This window comes from Dialister sp. i34-0019-2H8 (assembly GCF_042846925.1).
In the GTDB taxonomy this organism is placed as follows: domain Bacteria; phylum Bacillota; class Negativicutes; order Veillonellales; family Dialisteraceae; genus Dialister.
Genome location: NZ_BAABYQ010000001.1, coordinates 1,071,495 through 1,092,589 on the forward strand (window position 1 = coordinate 1,071,495; position 21,095 = coordinate 1,092,589).

16 protein-coding genes and 1 riboswitch are annotated in these 21,095 nt (G+C 51.3%); of the genes, 15 read left to right on the forward strand and 1 reads right to left on the reverse strand.

Annotated features, from left to right (window positions below; genetic code table 11):
* Window positions 1–9: 9 nt before the first annotated feature.
* From ACGG9R_RS04470 to ACGG9R_RS04510, 9 genes are all read left to right on the forward strand, one after another.
* Window positions 10–297, forward strand: a complete 288-nt coding sequence (locus ACGG9R_RS04470) for a chorismate mutase (RefSeq protein WP_390151984.1) — start codon at window positions 10–12, stop codon at window positions 295–297.
* Complete coding sequence (locus tag ACGG9R_RS04475) at window positions 294–2,429, forward strand: ATP-dependent RecD-like DNA helicase (RefSeq protein ID WP_390151987.1); 2,136 nt, start codon at window positions 294–296, stop codon at window positions 2,427–2,429. Before ACGG9R_RS04470 ends, ACGG9R_RS04475 begins: the two co-directional genes overlap by 4 nt.
* A 574-nt stretch (window positions 2,430–3,003) precedes the next feature.
* A complete protein-coding gene (gene tnpA / locus ACGG9R_RS04480) occupies window positions 3,004–3,417 on the forward strand; it encodes an IS200/IS605 family transposase (protein ID WP_045172396.1) in 414 nt (137 codons plus the stop codon).
* Between the two features lie 217 nt (window positions 3,418–3,634).
* Window positions 3,635–4,285 carry a ComF family protein gene (locus ACGG9R_RS04485; protein ID WP_390151990.1) on the forward strand — a complete coding sequence of 217 codons (651 nt, stop codon included), beginning with the start codon at window positions 3,635–3,637 and terminating at the stop codon, window positions 4,283–4,285.
* A gap of 47 nt (window positions 4,286–4,332) precedes the next feature.
* Window positions 4,333–4,719, forward strand: a complete 387-nt coding sequence (locus ACGG9R_RS04490) for a hypothetical protein (RefSeq protein WP_390151993.1) — start codon at window positions 4,333–4,335, stop codon at window positions 4,717–4,719.
* Between the two features lie 57 nt (window positions 4,720–4,776).
* Complete coding sequence (locus ACGG9R_RS04495; RefSeq protein WP_390151996.1) at window positions 4,777–5,958, forward strand: hypothetical protein; 1,182 nt, start codon at window positions 4,777–4,779, stop codon at window positions 5,956–5,958.
* A gap of 257 nt (window positions 5,959–6,215) precedes the next feature.
* Window positions 6,216–7,187: a class II fructose-bisphosphatase gene (gene glpX, locus ACGG9R_RS04500; protein WP_022106542.1), complete on the forward strand. Its 972-nt coding sequence runs from the start codon at window positions 6,216–6,218 to the stop codon at window positions 7,185–7,187.
* Between the two features lie 800 nt (window positions 7,188–7,987).
* Window positions 7,988–8,665, forward strand: coding sequence for a helix-turn-helix domain-containing protein (locus tag ACGG9R_RS04505; protein ID WP_390151395.1), 678 nt, complete (start codon window positions 7,988–7,990; stop codon window positions 8,663–8,665).
* On the forward strand, window positions 8,662–9,633 hold the full coding sequence (locus tag ACGG9R_RS04510) for an IS3 family transposase (RefSeq protein ID WP_390151397.1): 972 nt from the start codon (window positions 8,662–8,664) through the stop codon (window positions 9,631–9,633). Before ACGG9R_RS04505 ends, ACGG9R_RS04510 begins: the two co-directional genes overlap by 4 nt.
* Window positions 9,634–9,774: 141 nt before the next feature.
* Here ACGG9R_RS04510 and rbr read toward each other — a convergent pair whose 3' ends face one another.
* The gene (gene rbr, locus ACGG9R_RS04515) at window positions 9,775–10,347 is read right to left on the reverse strand and encodes a rubrerythrin (protein WP_390151999.1); all 573 of its coding nucleotides are present in this window, start codon (window positions 10,345–10,347) and stop codon (window positions 9,775–9,777) included.
* A 542-nt stretch (window positions 10,348–10,889) separates the two neighbouring features.
* Here rbr and ACGG9R_RS04520 point away from each other — a divergent pair.
* The 6 genes from ACGG9R_RS04520 (at window position 10,890) to priA (ending at window position 20,931) form a co-directional block, all read left to right on the forward strand.
* Window positions 10,890–11,516, forward strand: a complete 627-nt coding sequence (locus ACGG9R_RS04520) for a DUF47 domain-containing protein (protein ID WP_390152001.1) — start codon at window positions 10,890–10,892, stop codon at window positions 11,514–11,516.
* Window positions 11,509–12,501 (forward strand): anion permease, encoded by a 993-nt coding sequence (locus ACGG9R_RS04525; RefSeq protein WP_390152004.1) that lies wholly within the window; start codon window positions 11,509–11,511, stop codon window positions 12,499–12,501. The genes ACGG9R_RS04520 and ACGG9R_RS04525 overlap by 8 nt, the downstream gene beginning before the upstream one ends.
* A 654-nt stretch (window positions 12,502–13,155) precedes the next feature.
* A complete protein-coding gene (locus ACGG9R_RS04530; protein ID WP_390152006.1) occupies window positions 13,156–14,601 on the forward strand; it encodes a sodium:proton antiporter in 1,446 nt (481 codons plus the stop codon).
* A gap of 368 nt (window positions 14,602–14,969) precedes the next feature.
* Window positions 14,970–16,415, forward strand: a complete 1,446-nt coding sequence (locus ACGG9R_RS04535; RefSeq protein WP_390152009.1) for a sodium:proton antiporter — start codon at window positions 14,970–14,972, stop codon at window positions 16,413–16,415.
* Window positions 16,416–16,735: 320 nt separating this feature from the next.
* Window positions 16,736–16,835: riboswitch (SAM riboswitch) on the forward strand.
* Between the two features lie 125 nt (window positions 16,836–16,960).
* Window positions 16,961–18,142, forward strand: a complete 1,182-nt coding sequence (metK, locus tag ACGG9R_RS04540) for a methionine adenosyltransferase (RefSeq protein WP_022106534.1) — start codon at window positions 16,961–16,963, stop codon at window positions 18,140–18,142.
* A gap of 422 nt (window positions 18,143–18,564) precedes the next feature.
* On the forward strand, window positions 18,565–20,931 hold the full coding sequence (gene priA / locus ACGG9R_RS04545) for a primosomal protein N' (protein ID WP_390152013.1): 2,367 nt from the start codon (window positions 18,565–18,567) through the stop codon (window positions 20,929–20,931).
* Window positions 20,932–21,095 lie beyond the last annotated feature (164 nt).

Sequence of the window (21,095 nt, forward strand, 5' to 3'; positions counted from 1 at the left end):
GGGGCGCAGATGGACGAAAAAGAACTGGAAGAGCTGCGCGCTTCGGTGCGTCGGATCGATAGCGAGCTGGCAGTGCTTTTTGAGAAGCGGCTGGAGCTGTCGAGAGGCATTGCCCTTTATAAGCTGAAAGCGCACAAGCCGATCTATGATGCAGAAAGGGAAGCGAAGAATATCGAGGCATTGTCTTCTCTCATAGAAGACGTGAGTAGCCGCCCTGATTTCATCCGTTGGTACCAGCTCTTGATGGATATCAGCAAAAAACTGCAGTCGAAACTGATACAAGGGGAAACAAAATGATCGAAGAACTCAGAGGTACCGTCAGACGATGCATCTATGCGAGCGATGATGGCAGATTCTGCGTTTTTCAGATCGAAGATAAGGAAAGCCGCAAGCTGGCCTGCGCCACATACCATGGGAAAGGCCCATACGTCGGCGAACAGATACTCATGCGGGGGTGCTGGCAGAAGCATCCCCGTTTTGGAGTGCAGTTTTCCGCCGAGAGTATGGAGATGGTGAAGCCGGAGGAAACGGAGGATATCATTCATTTTCTGGCATCGGGGATGATCGATGGCATCCGTGAGACCATGGCGCGCCGCATCGTGGCACACTTTGGCAAGAAGACGATGGATATCTTCGAGAAGAATATCGATGCCCTTCTGGAGGTCCCCGGTATAGGACCTAAGGGATTCGAGAAGATCAAAAAATCCTATGAGATGATTTCCGGGCTGAAGGAGATCATCATGTATCTCCAGTCACTGGCTATTCCCGAAAAATATGCGGCAGATATGCAGAAGCGTTACGGAGAGAATATCAAGTCCGTCTTTCAGCACGAACCCTATCGCATGCTGGAAGACATAGCCGGAATGACTTTTCTCGAGGTCGACCGCATCGCAATGGATCAGGGCGTAGCGGCGAATGACTGCGAGCGCATCACGGCAGGCGTGAAGTATATGCTGGGACTGGCGCTTTCTCAGGGGCACAGCTGTGTGCCGATCGATTCGCTGGCGAAAAATACCGTGCCGCTTCTCCATCTCTCCATCGAGATCATCAAGAAAGGCATCGAGTCTGCGATCGAGGCAGGCCTTCTGCCGTCTCTGACCTATGAAAAGACCATGTATGTGTACCTGAATTTTCTCTATGAAGCGGAAACGCAGTCGGCTGATATCCTGAAAGGCATGCTCTGCCACCAGAAGGCACTCGGAACGGCTGCACTGGCCATCGAGAAATTTGAGAGAGAGAATCATATCACGCTGGCAGATGAGCAGAAGGAAGCCGTCGAAGAGGCGATGAAGAGCCGCGTCCTCGTCATCACCGGTGGGCCGGGCACAGGGAAAACGACACTCGTGCGGGCCATCATCACGGCAGCTGAACAGCACGATCTGAAAGTCCATCTCATGGCACCGACAGGCCGTGCGGCGAAGCGCCTTGCGGTCGCGAGCCACATGGATGCGGATACCATTCATAAGGCGCTCGAGGCGGAAAAACGTGAGGATGGCGGGACGGTCTTTTCGCGGGATGAAAGCGATCCTTTGGAAGAAGACCTCATCATCGTCGATGAAGCGTCCATGATGGATATTTCCCTTTTCTACCATTTATTGTCTGCGCTGAAAGAAGATGCACGCCTCATTCTGGTCGGCGATGTCGACCAGCTCCCGCCGGTAGGACCGGGTACGCCCTTGAAATCTATCATCGCCTGGGAAAAGGTGCCTGTCACAAGGCTCAAGCATATTTTTCGTCAGAAAGAAGGGAGCGGCATCATCGAGAATGCGGCGCTCATCCGGGAAGGGAATATGTGTGTCCCGGACGAAGGCGGGGAATTCAAGATCCTTCCCGTCTGGTCGGAAGAAGAAGCCTTCGATACGGTCATAAGCCTTTGCCGCTCGCTGCACTATGGGGAGAGCAAGGAGAAAATGGCACTGCAGGTGCTTTCCCCCATGTATCGTGACCGGTGCGGGGTGGACAATCTGAATCACGCCATTCAGGAGCTGGTGCATCAGAAGCAGATTCCGCCGGGAAATCATTTCTTTGTCGGTGACAAGGTCATGCAGAAGCGGAATGACTATGACAAGGGTGTCTATAATGGTGATGTCGGCATTGTCTGGTCTGTGACAGACAAGCGCATCGCAGTCAGCTTCTATGACAGGGAAGTCGTCTATGAAAAAGAGGAAAGAAATGACCTGCAGCTCGCCTATGCGACGACGGTCCATAAGAGTCAGGGCAGCGAGTATGATACTGTCATCCTTGTCCTCCTTCCGACACAGCGCATGATGCTGAAGCGAAATCTTCTCTATACAGGAATCACCCGTGCGAAAAAGACCACGTATCTGATCACGACGGAAGAAGCATTGGCAAAAGCCGTCGATACCGTAGAGACCGGACGAAGATACAGCCTTTTCTTTCCGCTCCTGACGGGAGAAACGGAAGGATAGTCATCAGTGGACTGGTAGCTGGTGACTGGTGACTAGTAGCTAGGGATGAGTGGCTAGGGATTTGGTGCCTCAAGTGACCGGAGACCAAGAGACTAGGAGACATCAGACTCTCTCGTATTGTCATTTCGAGCGTAAGCGAGAAATCTTTGTCATTCGCGGTCAAACAGACGATGTCAGGAAACCACAAATGGGAAACCTGCTATCTGCCGACCTTCGGGCATCGTCCCGTATATATTTGAGGCGAAGCCGCCACCACAAGTTTGAAAGCAGACTATACTTATCTCCTTTTTCGAAACCTAATAGGTTAAACAGGTTCTGAGGGTTCAAATGGTTCAAATGGTTCAAATGGTTCGCAGGTTTCTCATCTTTCGTGAATACTATATATTGAAAGCTCTGCGGTGCTTTCAATTATTATGCGCCGCACCAGCACTCCTAACTGTATTCGTATATTAAGCCCCCATCTGAGATGGGGGACCCGGTGGAGCCGTAGCTTTGCCTAGAGTATAAAAAATCCTCCAGTGTTAGAATAAAGAGGGTCTAGCAAACCACTTTAGCTAACAAAGGAGGAGTCCAAATGGACAACAATAGTATAGCTCATACCAAATGGAATTGCACATATCATATCGTATTCATCCCAAAATATCGCAAGAAAGTATTCTACGGGCAAATGAGGAAAGATTTGGTTGAAATCATCCGAAAATTGTGCGAGATGAAGAAAGTGGAACTGATCAAGGGAGCTGCATGCGTGGATCATGTGCATCTGTATCTCGGGATACCGCCGAAGTTGAATATATCAGACGTAGTAGCCTATATCAAAGGGAAAAGTGCGTTAATGATATACGACCGGCATCCCGAGATAAAAGCCAGATGGGGAGAACGGCATCTCTGGGCACGAGGCTATTATGTAGAAACCGTCGGGAATATCAACGAAGAAGTTATCAAGCGTTACATTTCAGAGCAAGAAGAAAGCGATAAGTTCGAGAAGTAAGTAAGACGAATAAGCGAAAGAGCCGCCATAGGCGGCTGTAAGTACAAAGACGATTTGCTAGACCTGCCATAGGCAGGTGTCAGTACAAAACCCCGGAGGGGTTCCAAATAAACCCCCATTTGAAATGGGGGTTGCTAACTTCCTAACTAGAGCGTCGAGCTTTCATTCACAATCAGGGAGCGCACGCCCTGCGGGCTAACCCAGAAAGGACCCTGCCATGCGTCTTATCACTGATATCTTGGAGACACTCTACCCCACCTGCTGCCCGGGCTGCGGACGCGTGGTCGATCCGAACGTGCAGTGGTGCGAGGCATGCCTCCGGAAGATCTGGAATCCGAGGCTCCTCAATTCCTCTTTCACCGACCACCTCTCGGGCTGCTATACCTGCTGCGACTATGCAGGTGCGATCCGGGACTGCATCATACAGATCAAGTATGGCGGACGGCGCAGCAGGAAGCGCGTCTTTGCGCCGCTCCTTTCCCGCTTTCCCTGGTGGGACAGGATGGGGGAGTGCGGATTGGTGATCCCTATCCCGCTGTCTTCGGAGAAGAAGAAATGGCGCGGGTATAACCAGGTGGATCTGATGTTTGCCACGTGGATGAAGGAAGCAGGCTATGATTACAGGCCGGATGCACTCGTCCGCATCCGTAGTGCGCACACGCAGTCCCTCTTATCCCGAAAGGAGCGTTTTCAGAATATCAAAGGCGTTTTTCACATCGCGCGGTCTATGGATGTGAAAGGCGAAACGATCCTTGTCGTGGATGATATTTATACGACGGGGGCTACGATGGAGGCGGCCGCTCATGAGCTCATGCGAGCGGGAGCGAAAAAAGTCATGGGCATGACGATTGCGAGCGGAGCCGGCTAAGGAAGGGCTTCCCGGGTAAACCGGCTATGTATAAAAAAGGAGGCTGTATGGCTGAGATATCGGCTGATTTCCGTCCTGCCAGGATGGAGGAGATCTATGAGATCGCACGAAGACTCCATTGGAAGATCGTGCAGGAGGAAGAAAAACCATTTTTCTATCACTTTGTATACACCGGCGAGGATCTTCCTCGGATGCAAGCGGGGAAAGACTGGTCTTTTCTGGTGCTGAACGAGAAGGGGACGGCGAGTCTCATGCTTGAGCGTATCCAGTGTACGGCAGCCATTTATGAGTGTGAGAGGGTGACGACCCAGAGCGGTCTTACTGAGAATGCGTTCGTCATGCGAAGCTTTATGAATAAAGTCAAGATCCTTGATAAGACGCTGAGAAAAGAGCTTCACAGCTATGCACCGGAGATCGTGCTCCGGAGGAAATGATCCTGTGGAGCGTTTTGTCCTCCGTCGGCCTCGTGTAATTGATGAAGGAGAATATGTATGCATTTTGCCAATCCGAAAGCGTTCACCAGACCGCTTCGCAAACTGTTAAAATCCTATCTGCTATCTGTGACGGCGGGGGATATCATGCTCGGAGAGGTGGCAGACCACCTCTGCGTGAATGATCTCGACCGCGGGCTCTCGGATAAAGAGCGGATCCGTGCGGCGGCCGATATCGGATTCACGGATACGGTGGATGACGCTATCGAGAACATCTGGGAGGATCCGGAAGGCCTCATCCCATACTCTGCACTTTGTGATCTGTATGATCCGGAAGGCCTGTGGAAGGCGCTGATGAAGGAGATCGAAGAGCACACCCATTTCTATGACGCCTCTTTGGTGACGAAGAATCCCTACTACATCCATGTGCATGCACCGGAAGCGAAGTCGGGGGCGATTGAGTTGGGGACGACCGACTATCTTGGCGGGGAATTCTTCCAGACTTATCATCAGGGCTATTCGGCCAAGCGGCCTTTTGGCTATGCGGATATCGGTTTCTTTGATGAGCGCGTCGCTTTTCCTGTCATCAGAGAAAACGGCCAGGTGTGGATGAGTGTCGTCATGAGTGAGATCGAGTCGATGGAAGAGCCGCTGGCGCGCGCTCACGGAAAGGTCATCACCTATGGCCTTGGTCTGGGCTACTATGCCTTCATGGCGGCAGAAAAGAAAGAGGTGGAGTCTGTCACGGTGGTGGAAATGAATCCCCACGTGATCTCTCTCTTCAAGACATACCTTCTGCCGCAGTTTCCGCATAAGGAAAAGATCCATATCATCGAAGCGGATGCGATGGATTTCATTCGTGAGCAGAAGGATGGGGCCTATGATGTCGCCTTTGCTGATTTCTGGGGAGGGGTCAGTGATGGGCTTTCCTTGTACCTGAGATTCATGCCGCTCACCGCGCGTTTTCAAAGGACGCTGCATGAGTTCTGGATAGAAAGCTGCTTTTTGGAGTACCATTTCCGCCCTGTCATGCTGAAAGTATTGCTTGACATGGGGCTCTCCTATCCGCTGGTCTTGCCGGAAACGGGGCAATCGGAGTGGAGGATCCAGAAGGCGTTCTCCCGATTCCTGAAACAGTGGGACTATACGATCGAGACGGAAGAGGACCTCGCATACCTTCTGACGAATGACTGCCTCATCCGCCTCATGCATCAGTTTGCGATAGAATATACTGGAGACTAGTGGCCGGGGATCGGCTGTAGGGTGACTTGCTGCCTTCGGGCATCGTTTGTTTGCGTATGCGGACGGGCGCATCGCTCCCCTTGGCTTTCCGTATCTATGGGAAGACTTCCAAAGGGGCAAATCCTACATCCTGTATCCAATGACCTTATATTATTAGAATTTTCTAAAAACGAAAAGTGTATACTACATTATTTCTATAAGTATGATACAATAACGATAACTGTGAAAGAGAAAGTATACTATTGTGGAGGCATACAATGAACAGACAACTTTCAATGGAATTTGTAAGAATCACAGAACAGGCTGCACTTCTGGCTGGTCGTTTGATGGGGACAGGCGATAAGGAAGGCGCGGATCAGGCTGCGGTAGACGGCATGCACCAGCAGTTTGCCAAGACACCGGTCTCCGGCACTGTCGTCATCGGCGAAGGCGAGATTGATGAAGCACCGATGCTGTATATCGGCGAAAAAGTCGGTCAGGGCGGAGAAGAGGTCGACATCGCTGTCGACCCGGTCGAAGGGACGAACCTGGTAGCGAAGGGCAAAGATGGCGCGATCGCGGTCCTTGCTATTGCACCGAAAGGCTGCCTGCTCCACGCACCGGATATGTATATGCAGAAGATCTGCGTCGGCCCGAGAGCGAAGGGATGCATCGATATCAATGCATCTGTCACTGAAAACCTGACCCGCGTAGCGAAAGCGATGGATCGTGAAATCTCTGATCTCACCATTGTTGTCCTTGATCGTGAAAGACATGAAGGCATCATCCGCGAAGCCAGAGAAGCCGGTGCACGCATCCGTCTCATCACCGATGGGGATGTCGTACCGTCCATCGACTGCGGCATTCAGGGCAGCGGTATTCATATGGTCCTCGGCTCCGGCGGTGCGCCGGAAGGCGTCCTGGCCGCTGTCGGTCTGAAATGTCTCGGCGGTGATATGCAGGCGAAGCTGCTCCCGCACACGGAAGAAGAAGTCCGCCGTCTGCATGCTATGGGCATCACCGATCCGAACAAGGTCCTGACCTTAGATGACCTTGTCAAAGGCGATGACTGCATCTTCTCGGAAACGGCGATCACCGACTGCGCGATGCTGAAAGGCGTCCGCTACTTTGGCGGCGGTGCCAGAACCAGCACGCTGGTCCTCCGCTACAAGACCGGTACGGTCCGTTTTGTAGATACCATCCACCGCTTCGGTGAACCGGATAAGAAACCGGCTGTGAGACTTTGGTAATACGGCTCTGTTTGAAAGGGGCTGTGAAGAAATGAATCTTCATTTCTTCACAGCCCCTTTTTACTTTGCTTTCATTTGGGTCAAGGTTCAGGGCTCTCGTGGCGGCTTCGCCGCCCTTTTTTAGAAGATGGTATTCTCGTATCGCAGCCTTCCCCTCTAGGGGAAGGTGCCCAAAGGGCGGATAGGGCACTGGCGGTATGCAAACCATTGTTTGAAATCGTCAGTCGCGTTCATGCAAGTGTGCGGGAAACGCCTGCCCGCGGATGACAAAGATTTCTCGATTTCGCTCGAAATGACGATACGGGGAAGCGGCATTCTCCGTGCGTGATGGATGAAATGGGGGATAGTCCGTTCTCTCGTATAGTCATCTCGAGCGTAGTCGAGAGATCTCCACGCTGCAGCGGTATTCTGCATGCAGGCGGTTACGTAAAAATCGCTTGGGATCATTGGCTTCACGTTATCCTACGGTCATCGTTTTACCGGCGTGCAAGGAAGATTTCTCGCATTCGCTCGAAATGACGATACGGGGAAGTGGTATTCACCATGTGTGATGGGATAAAAGGAAATGGGGGGATAGCCCGTTCTCTCGTAGTTTCCTTATATGAAGCTCTGCGGCGCTTCTGATTCGCACCAACACTTCTCAATTCTCACTGGCGTGTAGAGCTTTCATTCACAATCAAAGGGCGATACGCTGTGCAGGTTGACCTTGAATCCCAATCAAAAAGCCCCTGCCAGAATTGATATGATCCCCCTAAAGCAGACAAGGTAAATAACCAAACTGCTTTAGGGGGATTTTTTTAATGGCCAAAAGGAAACATTCAGCAGATTGGATGCTTGCCAGAGTGAGAGAATATCTTTCCGGCAAAGGATCTTACCGACAAATCGCCAGAGCGAATGGGATATCCGAGCGGAGTCTTCGTGGCTGGGTAAGGAAATACGAGAAACAGGGCGAGGCCTCTTTCATGGATAGAGCTGGGAACGCAAGCTACAGCAAGGAATTCAAGGCAAGCTGCGTCCTTGCCGTGCTACGTGGCGAGGGCAGCATTGACAACATCGTAGCAAAATACAACATTTCAAGCCGTTCCGTTCTCCGGCACTGGATGAAGCAGTATAATGACCATATAGAACTTAAGGACTACGATCCAAAACGGGAGGTCTATATGGCAGGAGCAAGAAAGAAAACATCGCTTTCGGAGCGCAAGGAGATTGTGGAGTATTGTCTATCGCATGGCAAGAACTACAAGGACACCGCTGCGCACTATGACGTTTCCTACAGTCAGGTATACGATTGGGTGAGGAAATACGTCGCTGACGGGGAAGCTGGCCTTACCGACCGGCGCGGACATCATAAAACCGACGAAGAAGTTGACGAGATGGAACGTCTCCGGCGTGAGAACCGGCGCTTGAAACGGCAGCTTGAGGAACAGGAGAGGTTGGTCTATTTCTTAAAAAAATTGAAAGCCCTGGAAGGGAGGTGAAACTTGGCAGGCTGCGCCATGCCATAACCTATGAAGCAATCCAGCAGTGCCACGCAGAAAAGGGCTGGGGCATTTGCTGGCTGTGTGGTCAGGTAGGTATTACGAGAGCATCCTATTATCAATGGCTGAAGCGAGATGTCCCAAAAGCGGAAAAAGAAAACGAGATCATCGCCCAACTGATCCAAGAGTATGATGAACGATTCCACCACATCCTGGGCTATCGGCGCATGACTGATTGGATCAATCGCCTGAACCACACGCATTACAGCAGGAACCGCATTCATCGACTCATGAAGGAGCTCAATATCCATTCCGTGATCCGGTGCAAGAAGGCAAAATACAGAAGGACCACACCAGAAGCCACATCAGAGAACATCCTTCACAGGGGTTTTCAGGCAGAACGACCGAACCAGAAGTGGGCAACGGACGTGACAGAATTCAAATGGTACGAAGGATCAGTCGTCAAAAAGCTCTATTTGAGCGCCATCCTCGATCTCTATGACCGGTCGATTGTCGCCTACGTCATAAGCGGACGCAATGACAATAAGCTGGTGTTTGACACATTTGAGCAGGCGATTCGCAAAAATCCGGAAGCACACCCGTTGTTCCACAGTGACCGGGGGTTCCAGTATACCAGTAAAGCATTCCAGTTCAAGCTCTCGAAGCAGAGGATGGAGCAATCCATGTCCCGTGTTGGGCATTGCATCGACAATTGCCCAGTGGAAGGTTTCTGGGGAATTGTGAAGACAGAGATGTATTCCCTGAATAAGTTCAGCAGCGGCGGCGAGCTGCGTTCGGCCATCGACCAATACGTCCATTTTTACAATTACGAACGTTTTCAGGAACGATTTGGAGTAAGGACGCCAATGGAAGTTCGCATGGCAGCTCTGCACGCGAAGAACCCGGAACAGTTCCCGATTGCCGAGAACAAACGGATTCAGAAATACAAAGCAAAATTCGCGGCATAACAAAATGCCGCAAATCCCATGCTGATACTAAAACACCAACATGGAACTTACGGCTATAATTTTTTAGATATTTGCCATGTCTACCTTGACAGGGGCTGATCAAATGTCGGGGGCTTTTTGATGACTTACCTTAATGACTTATTAGTAGTTTTCCGCTTTGATGGCGAAGAAGCTCTGCGGATGGCCGCATACCGGACATTCTTCCGGTGCTTCTACGGATTCTACGGTGTAGCCGCAGTTAGCGCACATCCAAAGTTTCTTTTCGCCTTTCTTGAAGACCTGGCCGTTTTCGACATTAGCCAGCAGCAGTTTATAGCGTGCTTCATGCTGCTTTTCGATCTCGCCGACTTTGGAGAGCAGGAAAGCGATCTGCGGGAAGCCTTCTTTTTCTGCGGTAGCAGCGAATTCCGGATACATGGAAGTCCATTCACCGTTTTCACCGGCAGCGGCCATTTTCAGGTGTTCTGCGGTGGTCTTCTTGAGATCACCGACGAGCCAGAACCACAGTTTGGCATGGGCTTTTTCATTGGCGCCGGTTTCTCTGAAAATATCAGCGATCTGGCGGGAGATGGACGGATCCTTTTCCGCTTCTGCAGCAAACAGGTTGTATTTCACATGAGCCTGGGATTCTCCGGCGAAGGCAGCACGCAGGTTTTTTTCTGTCTGTGTGCCGGCGAGGCGTTTCATTTCTTCTAATACTTTTGCTTCTTCCATGGTAAAATTCCTCCTTTTACACTCGTAGGACTTGCATACATAAAGAATCCACATTCTCCCCGGAATGTGGAAGGGGATGAGAAATTTCTCATCTATAGACAGTATAGATGATTATCGATATTCTGTCAAGGGGAGGGGGGAGCTCTTGGGGTGGCTCCGTCCACTGATTATGAATGAGAACTATGCGCGAATTAGAAATGAGAAATGAGAAATGAGAAATGAGAAATGAAGGTGGCGGCTCCGCCGCAAGTATATATGGGGCGATGCCCGAAAGTAGTATTCCACTCACGAGTCACTAGTCACCAGTCACTTGATACTCCGAATCCCTAGCTACTAATCCCTAATCCTGAGATTACCTTTTTCCTGAGATACAATTAGATTTGTATGAACCCATTCAAAAAACGCATGATTTCAGCTATAATCAAGATAAATGATTTTCGATAAGTTGAAGATTTTGTCAAGGATTTTACACAGGCTTTACATTCATAAGATATCATAAAGACATACGTATGTTTTTGGTAAAACGGAGGACGTTAGACGTTATGTTCAGTCTGGTGAATAAGCATGAAGAGTTTTTCGATTTCCTTGTGACGAATGCAGAGTATTTCCACAAAGGCACTCTGATGGCGAAAGAGGTACTGCAGGACCCGACGAAGCTGGAAAAATACTCGAAGGAAGTGAAGAATCTGGAGCATGCGGCAGATCGCGTGACACATGACATTGCAGCGAAGATGCGCCATGTCTTCATCACACCGATCGATAGGGAAGATTTTTTTATGCTGACTTCCACACTCGATGACTGTGTCGATGACATTCAGGATGTCGTGCTTTCCATGAAGCTGTATCATGCGGGCATTGGCTCGAAGCTGCCGGTGCGCATGTCGGATATCCTGGTCGAAATGGCTGAGGAGCTGATCGTCCTTTTCCGACTTTTGAAAGACATCGACAAGAATGAGATCGAGATCGGCCAGCGTACCCGCAAGCTGAATCAGCTCGAGAGCGAAGGGGATGCGATCTATCGCCAGTCTATTTCCGATCTCTTCGATGGCAGTCACGATGTCATGGAGATCATTCGCTGGAAGGAGATCATGGAAGCGATGGAGGACACCTGCGATCGGGCGGAGAAGGTAGCAAACCTGATCAAAGAGGTGGTCATGAAATATGCCTGATATGTACCTTGTGGGGCTTGTTATCATTCTGGCACTCTGCTTTGATTTTATCAATGGCTTCCACGATACGGCTAATGCTATCGCGACTTGTGTGGCGACGCGCGCACTCAGCCCCAAGATAGCGATCATGATGTCTGCTTTTTTGAACTTTGTCGGCGCCATGATCTCTACCGGGGTGGCGAAGACCATTGGCGGGGAGATCGTCACCTCTCCGCATATGGTCGACTCTGTCGTCCTTATCGCGGCGCTTGCCTCTGCGATCTTCTGGAATCTATTCACCTGGCGTATCGGGATGCCGTCCTCGTCATCTCATGCACTGATCGGCGGCGTCATCGGTGCAGTCATCATCTCTTACGGTACAGGCGCGATCCATCTTGCCGGGGTGTTGACAATCGTCATCGGCCTCGTCTGCTCTCCGATCGTTGCTCTTGGCATGGGCTATATTATCATGACGCTCCTCTATGTTCTTTTCAGAAATGTAGGGAAGTCGCGCGTGAATTACATCTCCCGTCACATCCAGATGGCATCGGCAGCACTCATGGCGTTTTCTCATGGCTCGAATGATGCGCAGAAGTCGATGGGCATCATTACTCTGGCACTGTTGTCGGGCGGCTATATCGGAGCGCTCGAGGTGCCGTGGGAAGTCAAAGTGGCATGCGCGACGGCGATGTGTGCCGGTACCAGTGTCGGTGGCTGGCGTATCATCCGTACTGTCGGAAATAAGATCTTCCGCATGCAGCCGGTCAATGGTCTTGCGGCAGATCTGAACTCTTCCCTTATCATTTTCTCTGCGACCATGCTGCATCTCCCTGTATCGACCACGCATGTCGTCACCGGCTCCATCATGGGCGTGGGCTGGGCGAAGCGTTTCCGTGCGGTCCACTGGAGTGTTGCTTACCAGATGGTCTCGGCATGGGTCATGACGATCCCCTGTACGGCCGCTGTCGGCGCTTTGGTGTACCTGCTATTGCGACATACATTTTAAGGAAACGCTGATTCAATCGCAGAGTCGAATTTCATATGGATTTTTATACATGGCTTCGTCATCAGCTTCCTTAAATAGCTTTAAAGAAGCTGATGCAGCGCAAGAAGCAATGCCTTAAAAAAACACGGTATCCGAAAGGATGCCGTGTTTTTTATTGGGTGATGGTCTTTAATGGATAAGTCAACCGGAAGACGACCGTTGACGATAGGCTGTATACACAGTAACCATGAAGTGTATATTTATATTTTATAGGAAGCCATATTCATAGATTACGCATTCGTTTTAAGAGCGCAAGGAGAAGAAAAGTTAAAAATATGAATTGCAATCTATAGAAATAATAAAAACTTGGCATGAATAAATAATAAACATTTCAGATAATGGTGCTATAATTGAAATTGTTACAAAAAACACGAATAAGGGGGAATCAGCATGAGAAGAGTCATCAATTATTCTAAAGCCATGACTGCTTTACATGATGAATTCGCGATTAAAAATGAAGCGTTTCATTTTAGAATGATACGATGGATCGATCTCCGGTATCAAAAACGAATGGTTTGCGGGTCTAGTGGATAAGTCTGATCTGACTATCAGTCCTGTCTATGGCATCTATGTTGTTTCGGAAATCATAAGCATTCATTCAGAAGGTGAAGTCCCATGTCCAAGTTTACCAAGGGTATTTTCTATAGCATTCTTTTGACCGCTGGCTCGATCCCAGCTGTTTCCGCGGATGAAGTCTTTCATGAGGCGGTGAATCAGTCGCTTCCCTTTTGGAGCGTCATCCCATTCGTTGTCATGCTGCTCGCAGTGGCCTTTGTCCCATTGATCAATGGCTTGTGGTGGGCGAAGAATACGAAGTGGGTATCGCTCGGGTGTGCGCTCTTCTTCCTTATACCATTCTCGTATGCGTATGGTATTTCTGAAGGGATCTATCGTCTCTTGGAATCGATCCTGCTCGATTTCATTCCCTTCATTGTCCTTCTGTATGGTCTGTATGCGACGGCGGGCGGCATTATGATCCATGGCAAGCTTGCCGGGACGCCGATCATCAATTCGCTGATCCTTTTCGTGGGTACGGTCATGGCAAGCTGGATCGGAACGACGGGTGCGGCTATGCTTTTCATCCGCCCATTGATCCGTGTCAATGAATGGCGCAAGGAAAAGGCGCATGTCATGGTTTTCCTGATCTTCCTTGTGGCGAATATGGGCGGCTGCCTTACACCGCTTGGCGATCCGCCGCTTTTCATGGGCTTCCAGCGCGGTGTGCCTTTCACATGGACGTTTCATCTCTTCCCGATCCTGGTGCTGAATCTCATCCTTCTTTTTATTGCCTTCTATTTCATAGATCGCCATTACTTCAAGAAAGAACTGGCTGCCGGGCGTCAGCCAAGCGATATGCAGCTCCATGATAATTCGCCGCTGGTCAAGATCTATGGCAAAAAGAATTTCTTCTACATCCTGCTCATCATCGTGGGTGTCATGGCGAATAACTTCCTGCCGGAAGCCTTTCCATTCTTTGCCAATGGGGCAGGGATCCCGATCTTTGAGGAAATCGTTTTCCCGTATTCCACTTTGGTAGAAATCATTCTGATCCTTACGGCTGCCCAGCTTTCTATCCATACCACGCCTTCGAATATTCATAAGGAAAACCAATTCTCCATGAATCCGATCAAAGGGGTCGCTGTTCTCTTCTCTGGCATCTTTGTCACCATGATCCCTGCACTGGTCCTTCTCGAGACGCATGGCGCTGCTCTGGGCATCAATCAGCCATGGCAGATGTTCTGGATCACAGGGGCGCTTTCCTCCTTCTTGGACAATACACCGACATACCTTGTTTTCCTGCAGACGGCAGGGAGCCTCGGGGCAGCGTCCGGGGTCATCACCTCTGTCGGCACCGTGACGCCTGTCATGCTCGAAGCGATCTCTGCGGGAGCTGTCTTCATGGGAGCGAATACGTACATCGGGAATGCTCCGAATTTCATGGTCAAGGCGATCGCGGAAGACAGCCATATCCATATGCCCGGGTTCTTCGCGTATATCGGATGGTCGCTCGAAATTCTCTTCCCTGTATTCATCCTTGATACGCTGCTATTCTACCTCTAGTGGTAGTGATCGGGGCTCGGTGATCGAGCGCTTCCTATAGACGCATCTTCATCAGCCGATCGCCCCTGGCGCAAGGGCTTGTTGACTTTCCTTTCTTTCCTTATCTGTTCATTCTCGCCGCGGCTCGATCGAGCCGCGGTTTTTGCATGCTATCTATATTTTCACATATATATCATATATGATACTTCGGACATAACTTATAATCTATAGGATGACACGCGGTATACGTACGTGCTTTCAAAAAGCATAAATCCTAGACTATGATATGGCTTTGAAATGGAGACAAATAAATAATAATCATGTGCGTTAATGATTGGTATAATAAAAAGTATATTCCCCACTCATAATCTTGATGGAAGGTGAAAACTATGCGTCGATCCCTCAAAGCACTTCCGTACGCCATTTTGCTGACTGCGGGGTCTTCTCCCTTGGTATCTGCTCAAGAAGCGGTGCATCAGGCGGTGAATATGTCGCTGCCTCTTTGGAGTATCATTCCTTTTGTCGCATTGCTTCTTTCGGTAGCCCTCGTGCCTTTGGTGAATGGCCTGTGGTGGCGGAAGAATGAAAAATGGGTCGCTCTGTTTTGGAGTGTCGCATTTCTGGTCCCGTTCTCGTACATTTACGGCTGGCAGGAAGGCCTCGAGCGTTTTCTTGAAGCTGTGCTGCTGGACTTCGTGCCCTTCATCATACTTTTATTTGGTCTTTTCGCGACAGCGGGGGGCATCATGGTGGACGGACGTCTGGCGGGCACACCGAAGACGAATGCGCTGATCCTTCTTGTCGGGACGCTTATGGCGAGCTGGATCGGTACGACGGGAGCTGCGATGCTGCTCATCCGTCCTTTGATCCGCATCAATGCATGGCGCCGGCATGTTTCGCACATCATGGTTTTCCTGATTTTCCTCGTGGCGAATATGGGCGGGTGTCTTACGCCGCTCGGTGATCCGCCGCTTTTCATGGGATTCCAGCGAGGCGTACCCTTTGCATGGACATTCCAGCTGACGCCGATCCTTCTGGTGAATATGGTCATCCTTTTTGCCATTTTTTACCTGATGGATCGCCATTATTACAAAAAGGATCTGGCGGCAGGACGCATGCCGGAGGAGATCAAGGTGGCAGAAGGCGAGCCGCTGATCCACATTGATGGGAAGCGCAATTTCCTCTACATCGGCATCATCATCATCGGCGTCATTGCCAATGGTTTCCTGCCGGAATATGTACCATTCTTTAAGGATGGAGCAGGGGTAGCAGTCTTTGATGACATCGTATTCCCATATGCGACGATCGTGGAGATCGCACTGATCCTTCTGGCTTCCTTCCTGTCTCTTCACACTACGCCCTATCGTATCCACAAGGCGAATGCTTTTTCCATGGCACCGATGATCGATGTCGGTATTCTTTTCATCGGCATCTTCATCACCATGATCCCGGCGCTCGTGCTTCTCAAAGTCCATGGCACAGAGCTTGGTATCGATCAGCCGTGGCATATGTTCTGGGTGTGCGGACTCCTGTCCTCCTGTCTGGATAATACCCCGACCTACCTTGTTTTCCTGCAGACTGCGGCGAGCCTTGGCGCGACCGAAGGCATCGCGACCACCGTCGGCACGGTCACTCCGCTCATGCTGGAAGCGATCTCCGCAGGTGCTGTCTTCATGGGGGCCAATACGTATATCGGTAACGCACCGAATTTCATGATCAAGGCGATCGCGGAAGAGGATGGCATCAAGATGCCCGGCTTCTTCGCGTATATCGGCTGGGCGATACTGATCCTGTACCCGGTATTTATCATCGATACCCTGCTGTTCTATATGTAGGGAATGGGGCGGTTCTCTTTGTGGATGATCGTCTTGCGACCTGCGATGAAAGAGGCATGGCAGTCTGGTCTCTGCGGAGAAGTGTGCGGCAAAATCATTATAAAAGGAAGAGGGGCGCGGTAGGAATGCTGCGCCCCTTTCGTGTTTTTGAATCTGTTGAAACGGACAGTCCATGTTCATGGCCCAGAGATAGGGGGTTGGGGATCAAAGACAGCGAATCTCTGTTTTGCTGCCTCACAGCTTGCCTCAGCCCTAGAACTTGAATTTTTCTATTGCGTTAACGCGCATATCTATGTTACAATAATTTTCGATTTGAATATCACTCATCCAGAGCAGCAGAGGGATTGGCCCAAGGAAGCTGCAGCAACCATTCCGATGGAACCGGTGCTAATTCCAACAGCGCAAGCTGGCAGATGAGAGACTGGACTCTCCCTGCGCGGAGAGCTTTTTTAGTTTTAGGGAAACACCGATCCTGTGATTGGAGCGGTATTTCCATGGCAAAATGATTTTCCATAGAATCCCATCGTTTTTTGAGGAGGAACACTATGTCCAGAAAAGTTTTATTCACTTCTGAATCTGTTACCGAAGGGCATCCTGATAAGATCTGTGACCAGATCTCGGATGCCATTCTTGATGCGATCTTTGCAGAGGACCCGAATGGCCGTGTCGCTTGTGAGACGACCGTCACCACGGGGCAGGTGCATGTCTTCGGTGAGATCACCACCACGGCGCACATTGCTTTCCCGAAAGTCATTCGCGATACCATTCGTGACATCGGCTACACCACATCTGCCTATGGCTTCGATGCTGACAGCGTGGGGATCAATATCGCACTCGATGAGCAGTCTCCGGATATCGCCATGGGCGTCGACAAGTCTCTGGAAGCCAAATCCAATGAAGCCGACCCGTATGATATCGGCGCAGGCGATCAGGGGATGATGTTCGGCTATGCATCGAACGAAACGCCGGAATATCTGCCGATGCCGATCGCACTGGCGCACCGTCTGGCACGCCGTCTGGCAGAAGTCAGAAAATCCGGTGAACTGTCCTACCTCCGTCCGGACGGCAAGACGCAGGTCACTGTCGAATATGAAGACGGCAAGCCGGTCCGTGTGGATACCATCGTCATTTCCACGCAGCATGACCCGGATGTCACCCAGGCAGAGATCCATGATGATATGGTGAAACATGTCATCGAACCGACCATCCCGGCCAAATTCCTGCAGGATACGAAATACTTCATCAATCCGACCGGTCGTTTCGTCATCGGCGGCCCGCAGGGGGATGCCGGTCTTACCGGCCGTAAGATCATCGTCGATACCTATGGCGGCATGGCTCGTCATGGCGGCGGTGCATTCTCCGGCAAGGATCCGACGAAAGTCGACCGTTCTGCAGCGTATGCAGCTCGCTATGTAGCGAAGAATATCGTCGCTGCCGGCATCGCTGACCGTTGCGAGATCCAGCTCGCCTATGCCATCGGCGTCGCACGTCCGGTCTCCATCTTCGTCGATACCTTCGGTACCGGCAAGATCTCCGATGAAGCCATCGTCGCACTCATTCGTAAACATTTCGAACTGCGTCCGGCCGGCATCATCGACATGCTCGATCTCCGCCGCCCGATCTACAAGCAGACTGCGGCCTATGGTCACTTCGGCCGCACTGATGTGGACCTCCCGTGGGAACATACCGATAAAGCGGAAGTGCTGAAGAAAGAAGCAGGAATCTGAGAATAACAGGTTTACAGGTGCTGCGAGTGATTAGTGACTAGGGATTAGTGGCTAGGGATTAGGCTGATGATGCATCTGCCCCCTTCCTCGGGAAGGGGGATGCCCGAAGGGCAGGAGGCTGGCCGAGGGAAATGAGATTTGCGGTTTGAATACCGAAAGCGGGTATCGCCCCGTTTCGTCATCCTGAGCGGCGAGAAACGTCGTATGAGAGATAACGAATGCCAGAACAGCTGCGACCTGAGCCCTCGATCTCGGCGAAGCCGCCACCACCATTCCTACTTCCTCATTCAAGCAAAGCGTTCATCCCTGATCCAGAGGCCGCATGCCCCACGGGCTAACCCCAACCCCCTTTCCTTCATATGCTAAAATAGAGAAGACATATTCTCGTGTCTTCTCTTTTTTTGCGCCGAAAGGAGGGTGTCATGCTGATTTCCATCGCTGAGGTCTTGATCAATCGGCCGTCGAAGCACTTGAACCGCACCTTTTCTTACCGGATCCCGGATGCGCTTCTCGGGCAAGCGGATGTGGGCTATCGCTGCGTCGTACCTTTTGCGCGTCGCACGGAGGAGGGGATCATCCTGTCGGTGCGCCGCGAGGAGGAAGAGAAGATCTCCTATCGGCTGCTTCCCATCCGCTCTCTGGTCGATCCTTTCCCGTGGTTCACGGAGGAAATGCTCGCACTTGCGAGGAAGCTGTCTTCCTATTATATGTGTATGCTGATCGAGGCGCTGCGACTTTTCTTTATCGACAAGAAGGGGATCCTGACTGAGGCCGAGTATACGATCGACTGGGCGCGTGTGCCGATGGAAGCAGAGCTTCGCGGGCTCATCGATCCTTCGGTCGACAGTCTGTCAGAAAAAGATGCGAAAACCCTTCTTGGAAGTGATCTCGTGAAATGCGTCAAGGCGGCCTGGCTTGTCCGAAAGGAGCGGCTTTCCGCCGTCCATAAAGAGCCGCTGGAGAAATGGCTCGCGCCGAATGAGGCGCCCGATGAGGCACAGAAGCGGCGCAGTCCGAAACAGGCGCTCCTATGGCAGGCGCTCACGGAGAAAGGACCGATGTCCTTTCGGGAGGCGGCGGAGAAGGGCTTTTCTTCGAGTGTCGTGAAGGCCTTCTGCCTTTCCGGCTATGGAAAGGTCTTTTATAAAAGAAAGAAGACCTTTTCTCTGATCGATGAGCAGGAAAAACGGAAGGATCGAGCGCTGACGGAAGAGCAGCGAAAGGCGCTTTCCGTGATCTCCAAAGCCGTCGATCAGGAAGCATTCAAAGGCATCCTCCTGAAGGGGGTGACAGGGAGCGGGAAGACAGAGGTGTACCTGCGCGCCGCGGAGAGAGCGCTGGAACGGGGCGGATCTGCTCTCATTCTGGTGCCGGAGATCGCTCTGACGAGCCAGATGACATCCTACTTCGCCTCACTCTTAGGGGACAAGGTCGTCTTCATTCACAGCGGCCTTAGCAAGGGCGAGCGCTATAACAACCGCCAGCGCATCGCCAATGGCGAGAGTACGATCATCATCGGCTCGCGTTCGGCGATCTTCATGCCCTTTCGTCATCTGAAGCTCATCGTCGTCGATGAAGAGTATGATTCCTCGTACAAGCAGGGAGAGACGCCCCGCTACAATGGGCGTGATGCGGCCAAGATGATGGGGGAGATCTACCACTGCCCGATCGTCCTCGGCGCCGCGACGCCTTCGATCGCGACGTACCATGCGGCGAAGACGGGAAAGATCGAGCTTGTGGAAATGAAGCACCGCGTCTTTCAGACGAAGCTTCCCGCCATTCATATCTATGACCTCAAGGGCGATCCCACCGGGGAGGCGCTGTCGCATCCGATGGTGGAGATGCTCAGGGCGACCATCGCAAGGAAAGAGAAGTCCATCCTTCTTCTGAACCGCCGCGGCTTCTCGACGACGCTCATGTGTGCTGACTGCGGCTATGTCTTCAAATGCCCGAACTGCGATGTTTCTTTGGTCTATCACAAAGACACTGCGCAGCTGAAATGCCATTACTGCGAGACAGTGCATCCGCTGCCCCATGAATGTCCGAAGTGCCGCAGCCGGAAAATCCTCTACCTCGGGCGTGGTACGCAGCATGTCGAGGAGGAATTGCACGAGGCACTTGCCGAAGCACGCATCCAGCGCTTCGATGTAGACAGTACGCAGAAGAAGAACAGCGCGCGGACCATTCTGGAAAAATTCCGCCGCGGAGATATAGATATTCTTTTTGGCACGCAGATGGTGGCCAAGGGACATGATATCCCCGGCGTGCAGACGGTCGGTATACTTTCGGCAGATGGGCCGCTCAATATGCCGAGCTACCTTGCCTCCGAGCAGACCTTCAACCTCATCACCCAGTGTGCGGGCCGTGCGGGCCGCGGCCGCGAGCAGGGGGAAGTCCTGCTCCAGACGTATAATCCGGATCACTATGTCATTCAGGCGGCGGCCAGACAGGACTATGAAGGATTCTACCGGCAGGAGATCGAGTACCGACGCCTGCTGAATTACCCGCCCTTTTCCCGCATGATGAAGATCACCTGCTTCCATAAAGAGGAAAAGACGGCGACGGAAAAAGCAAACCGCATCTATCACTGGCTTTTGCAGGTGAATCCCCAGCTCGCAGTGCCCACCACCTTCACGCCGCCCTTCGATGAGCCGATCAAGAGGGTGCGGAATATGTACTACATTTCCATCCTCATCAAAGGGCGGACACTTTCTTCTTTGAAATCTGCCATGAGACAGTCTCCGATCTTTGAAGAAAATGATATAATTATCGATGTAGACCCGATGTAAAATGAGGAACCTTGAGTGACTAGGGATTAGTAGCTAGGGATTAGGTTTGCGATACGAGAAAACCGTTAGCTTCAAACCTCCTCGGCGCTTCCATAATTTTATGCGCCGCACCACCATTTCTCATTTCTCATTGCTAATTCAAGCGAGGCTTTCAAACGAAATCA

Bases quoted from the DNA above. Each gene is read 5' to 3' on its own strand.
- ACGG9R_RS04505 (WP_390151395.1), top strand. From the start codon at position 7,988: ATGGCCAAAAGGAAACATTCAGCAGATTGGATGCTTGCCAGAGTGAGA.
- ACGG9R_RS04470 (WP_390151984.1), top strand. From the start codon at position 10: ATGGACGAAAAAGAACTGGAAGAGCTGCGCGCTTCGGTGCGTCGGATC.
- ACGG9R_RS04485 (WP_390151990.1), top strand. From the start codon at position 3,635: ATGCGTCTTATCACTGATATCTTGGAGACACTCTACCCCACCTGCTGC.
- ACGG9R_RS04475 (WP_390151987.1), top strand. From the start codon at position 294: ATGATCGAAGAACTCAGAGGTACCGTCAGACGATGCATCTATGCGAGC.
- ACGG9R_RS04490 (WP_390151993.1), top strand. From the start codon at position 4,333: ATGGCTGAGATATCGGCTGATTTCCGTCCTGCCAGGATGGAGGAGATC.
- ACGG9R_RS04520 (WP_390152001.1), top strand. From the start codon at position 10,890: ATGTTCAGTCTGGTGAATAAGCATGAAGAGTTTTTCGATTTCCTTGTG.
- priA (WP_390152013.1), top strand. From the start codon at position 18,565: ATGCTGATTTCCATCGCTGAGGTCTTGATCAATCGGCCGTCGAAGCAC.
- metK (WP_022106534.1), top strand. From the start codon at position 16,961: ATGTCCAGAAAAGTTTTATTCACTTCTGAATCTGTTACCGAAGGGCAT.
- ACGG9R_RS04495 (WP_390151996.1), top strand. From the start codon at position 4,777: ATGCATTTTGCCAATCCGAAAGCGTTCACCAGACCGCTTCGCAAACTG.
- ACGG9R_RS04530 (WP_390152006.1), top strand. From the start codon at position 13,156: ATGTCCAAGTTTACCAAGGGTATTTTCTATAGCATTCTTTTGACCGCT.
- glpX (WP_022106542.1), top strand. From the start codon at position 6,216: ATGAACAGACAACTTTCAATGGAATTTGTAAGAATCACAGAACAGGCT.
- ACGG9R_RS04525 (WP_390152004.1), top strand. From the start codon at position 11,509: ATGCCTGATATGTACCTTGTGGGGCTTGTTATCATTCTGGCACTCTGC.
- ACGG9R_RS04535 (WP_390152009.1), top strand. From the start codon at position 14,970: ATGCGTCGATCCCTCAAAGCACTTCCGTACGCCATTTTGCTGACTGCG.
- rbr (WP_390151999.1), bottom strand. From the start codon at position 10,347: ATGGAAGAAGCAAAAGTATTAGAAGAAATGAAACGCCTCGCCGGCACA.
- tnpA (WP_045172396.1), top strand. From the start codon at position 3,004: ATGGACAACAATAGTATAGCTCATACCAAATGGAATTGCACATATCAT.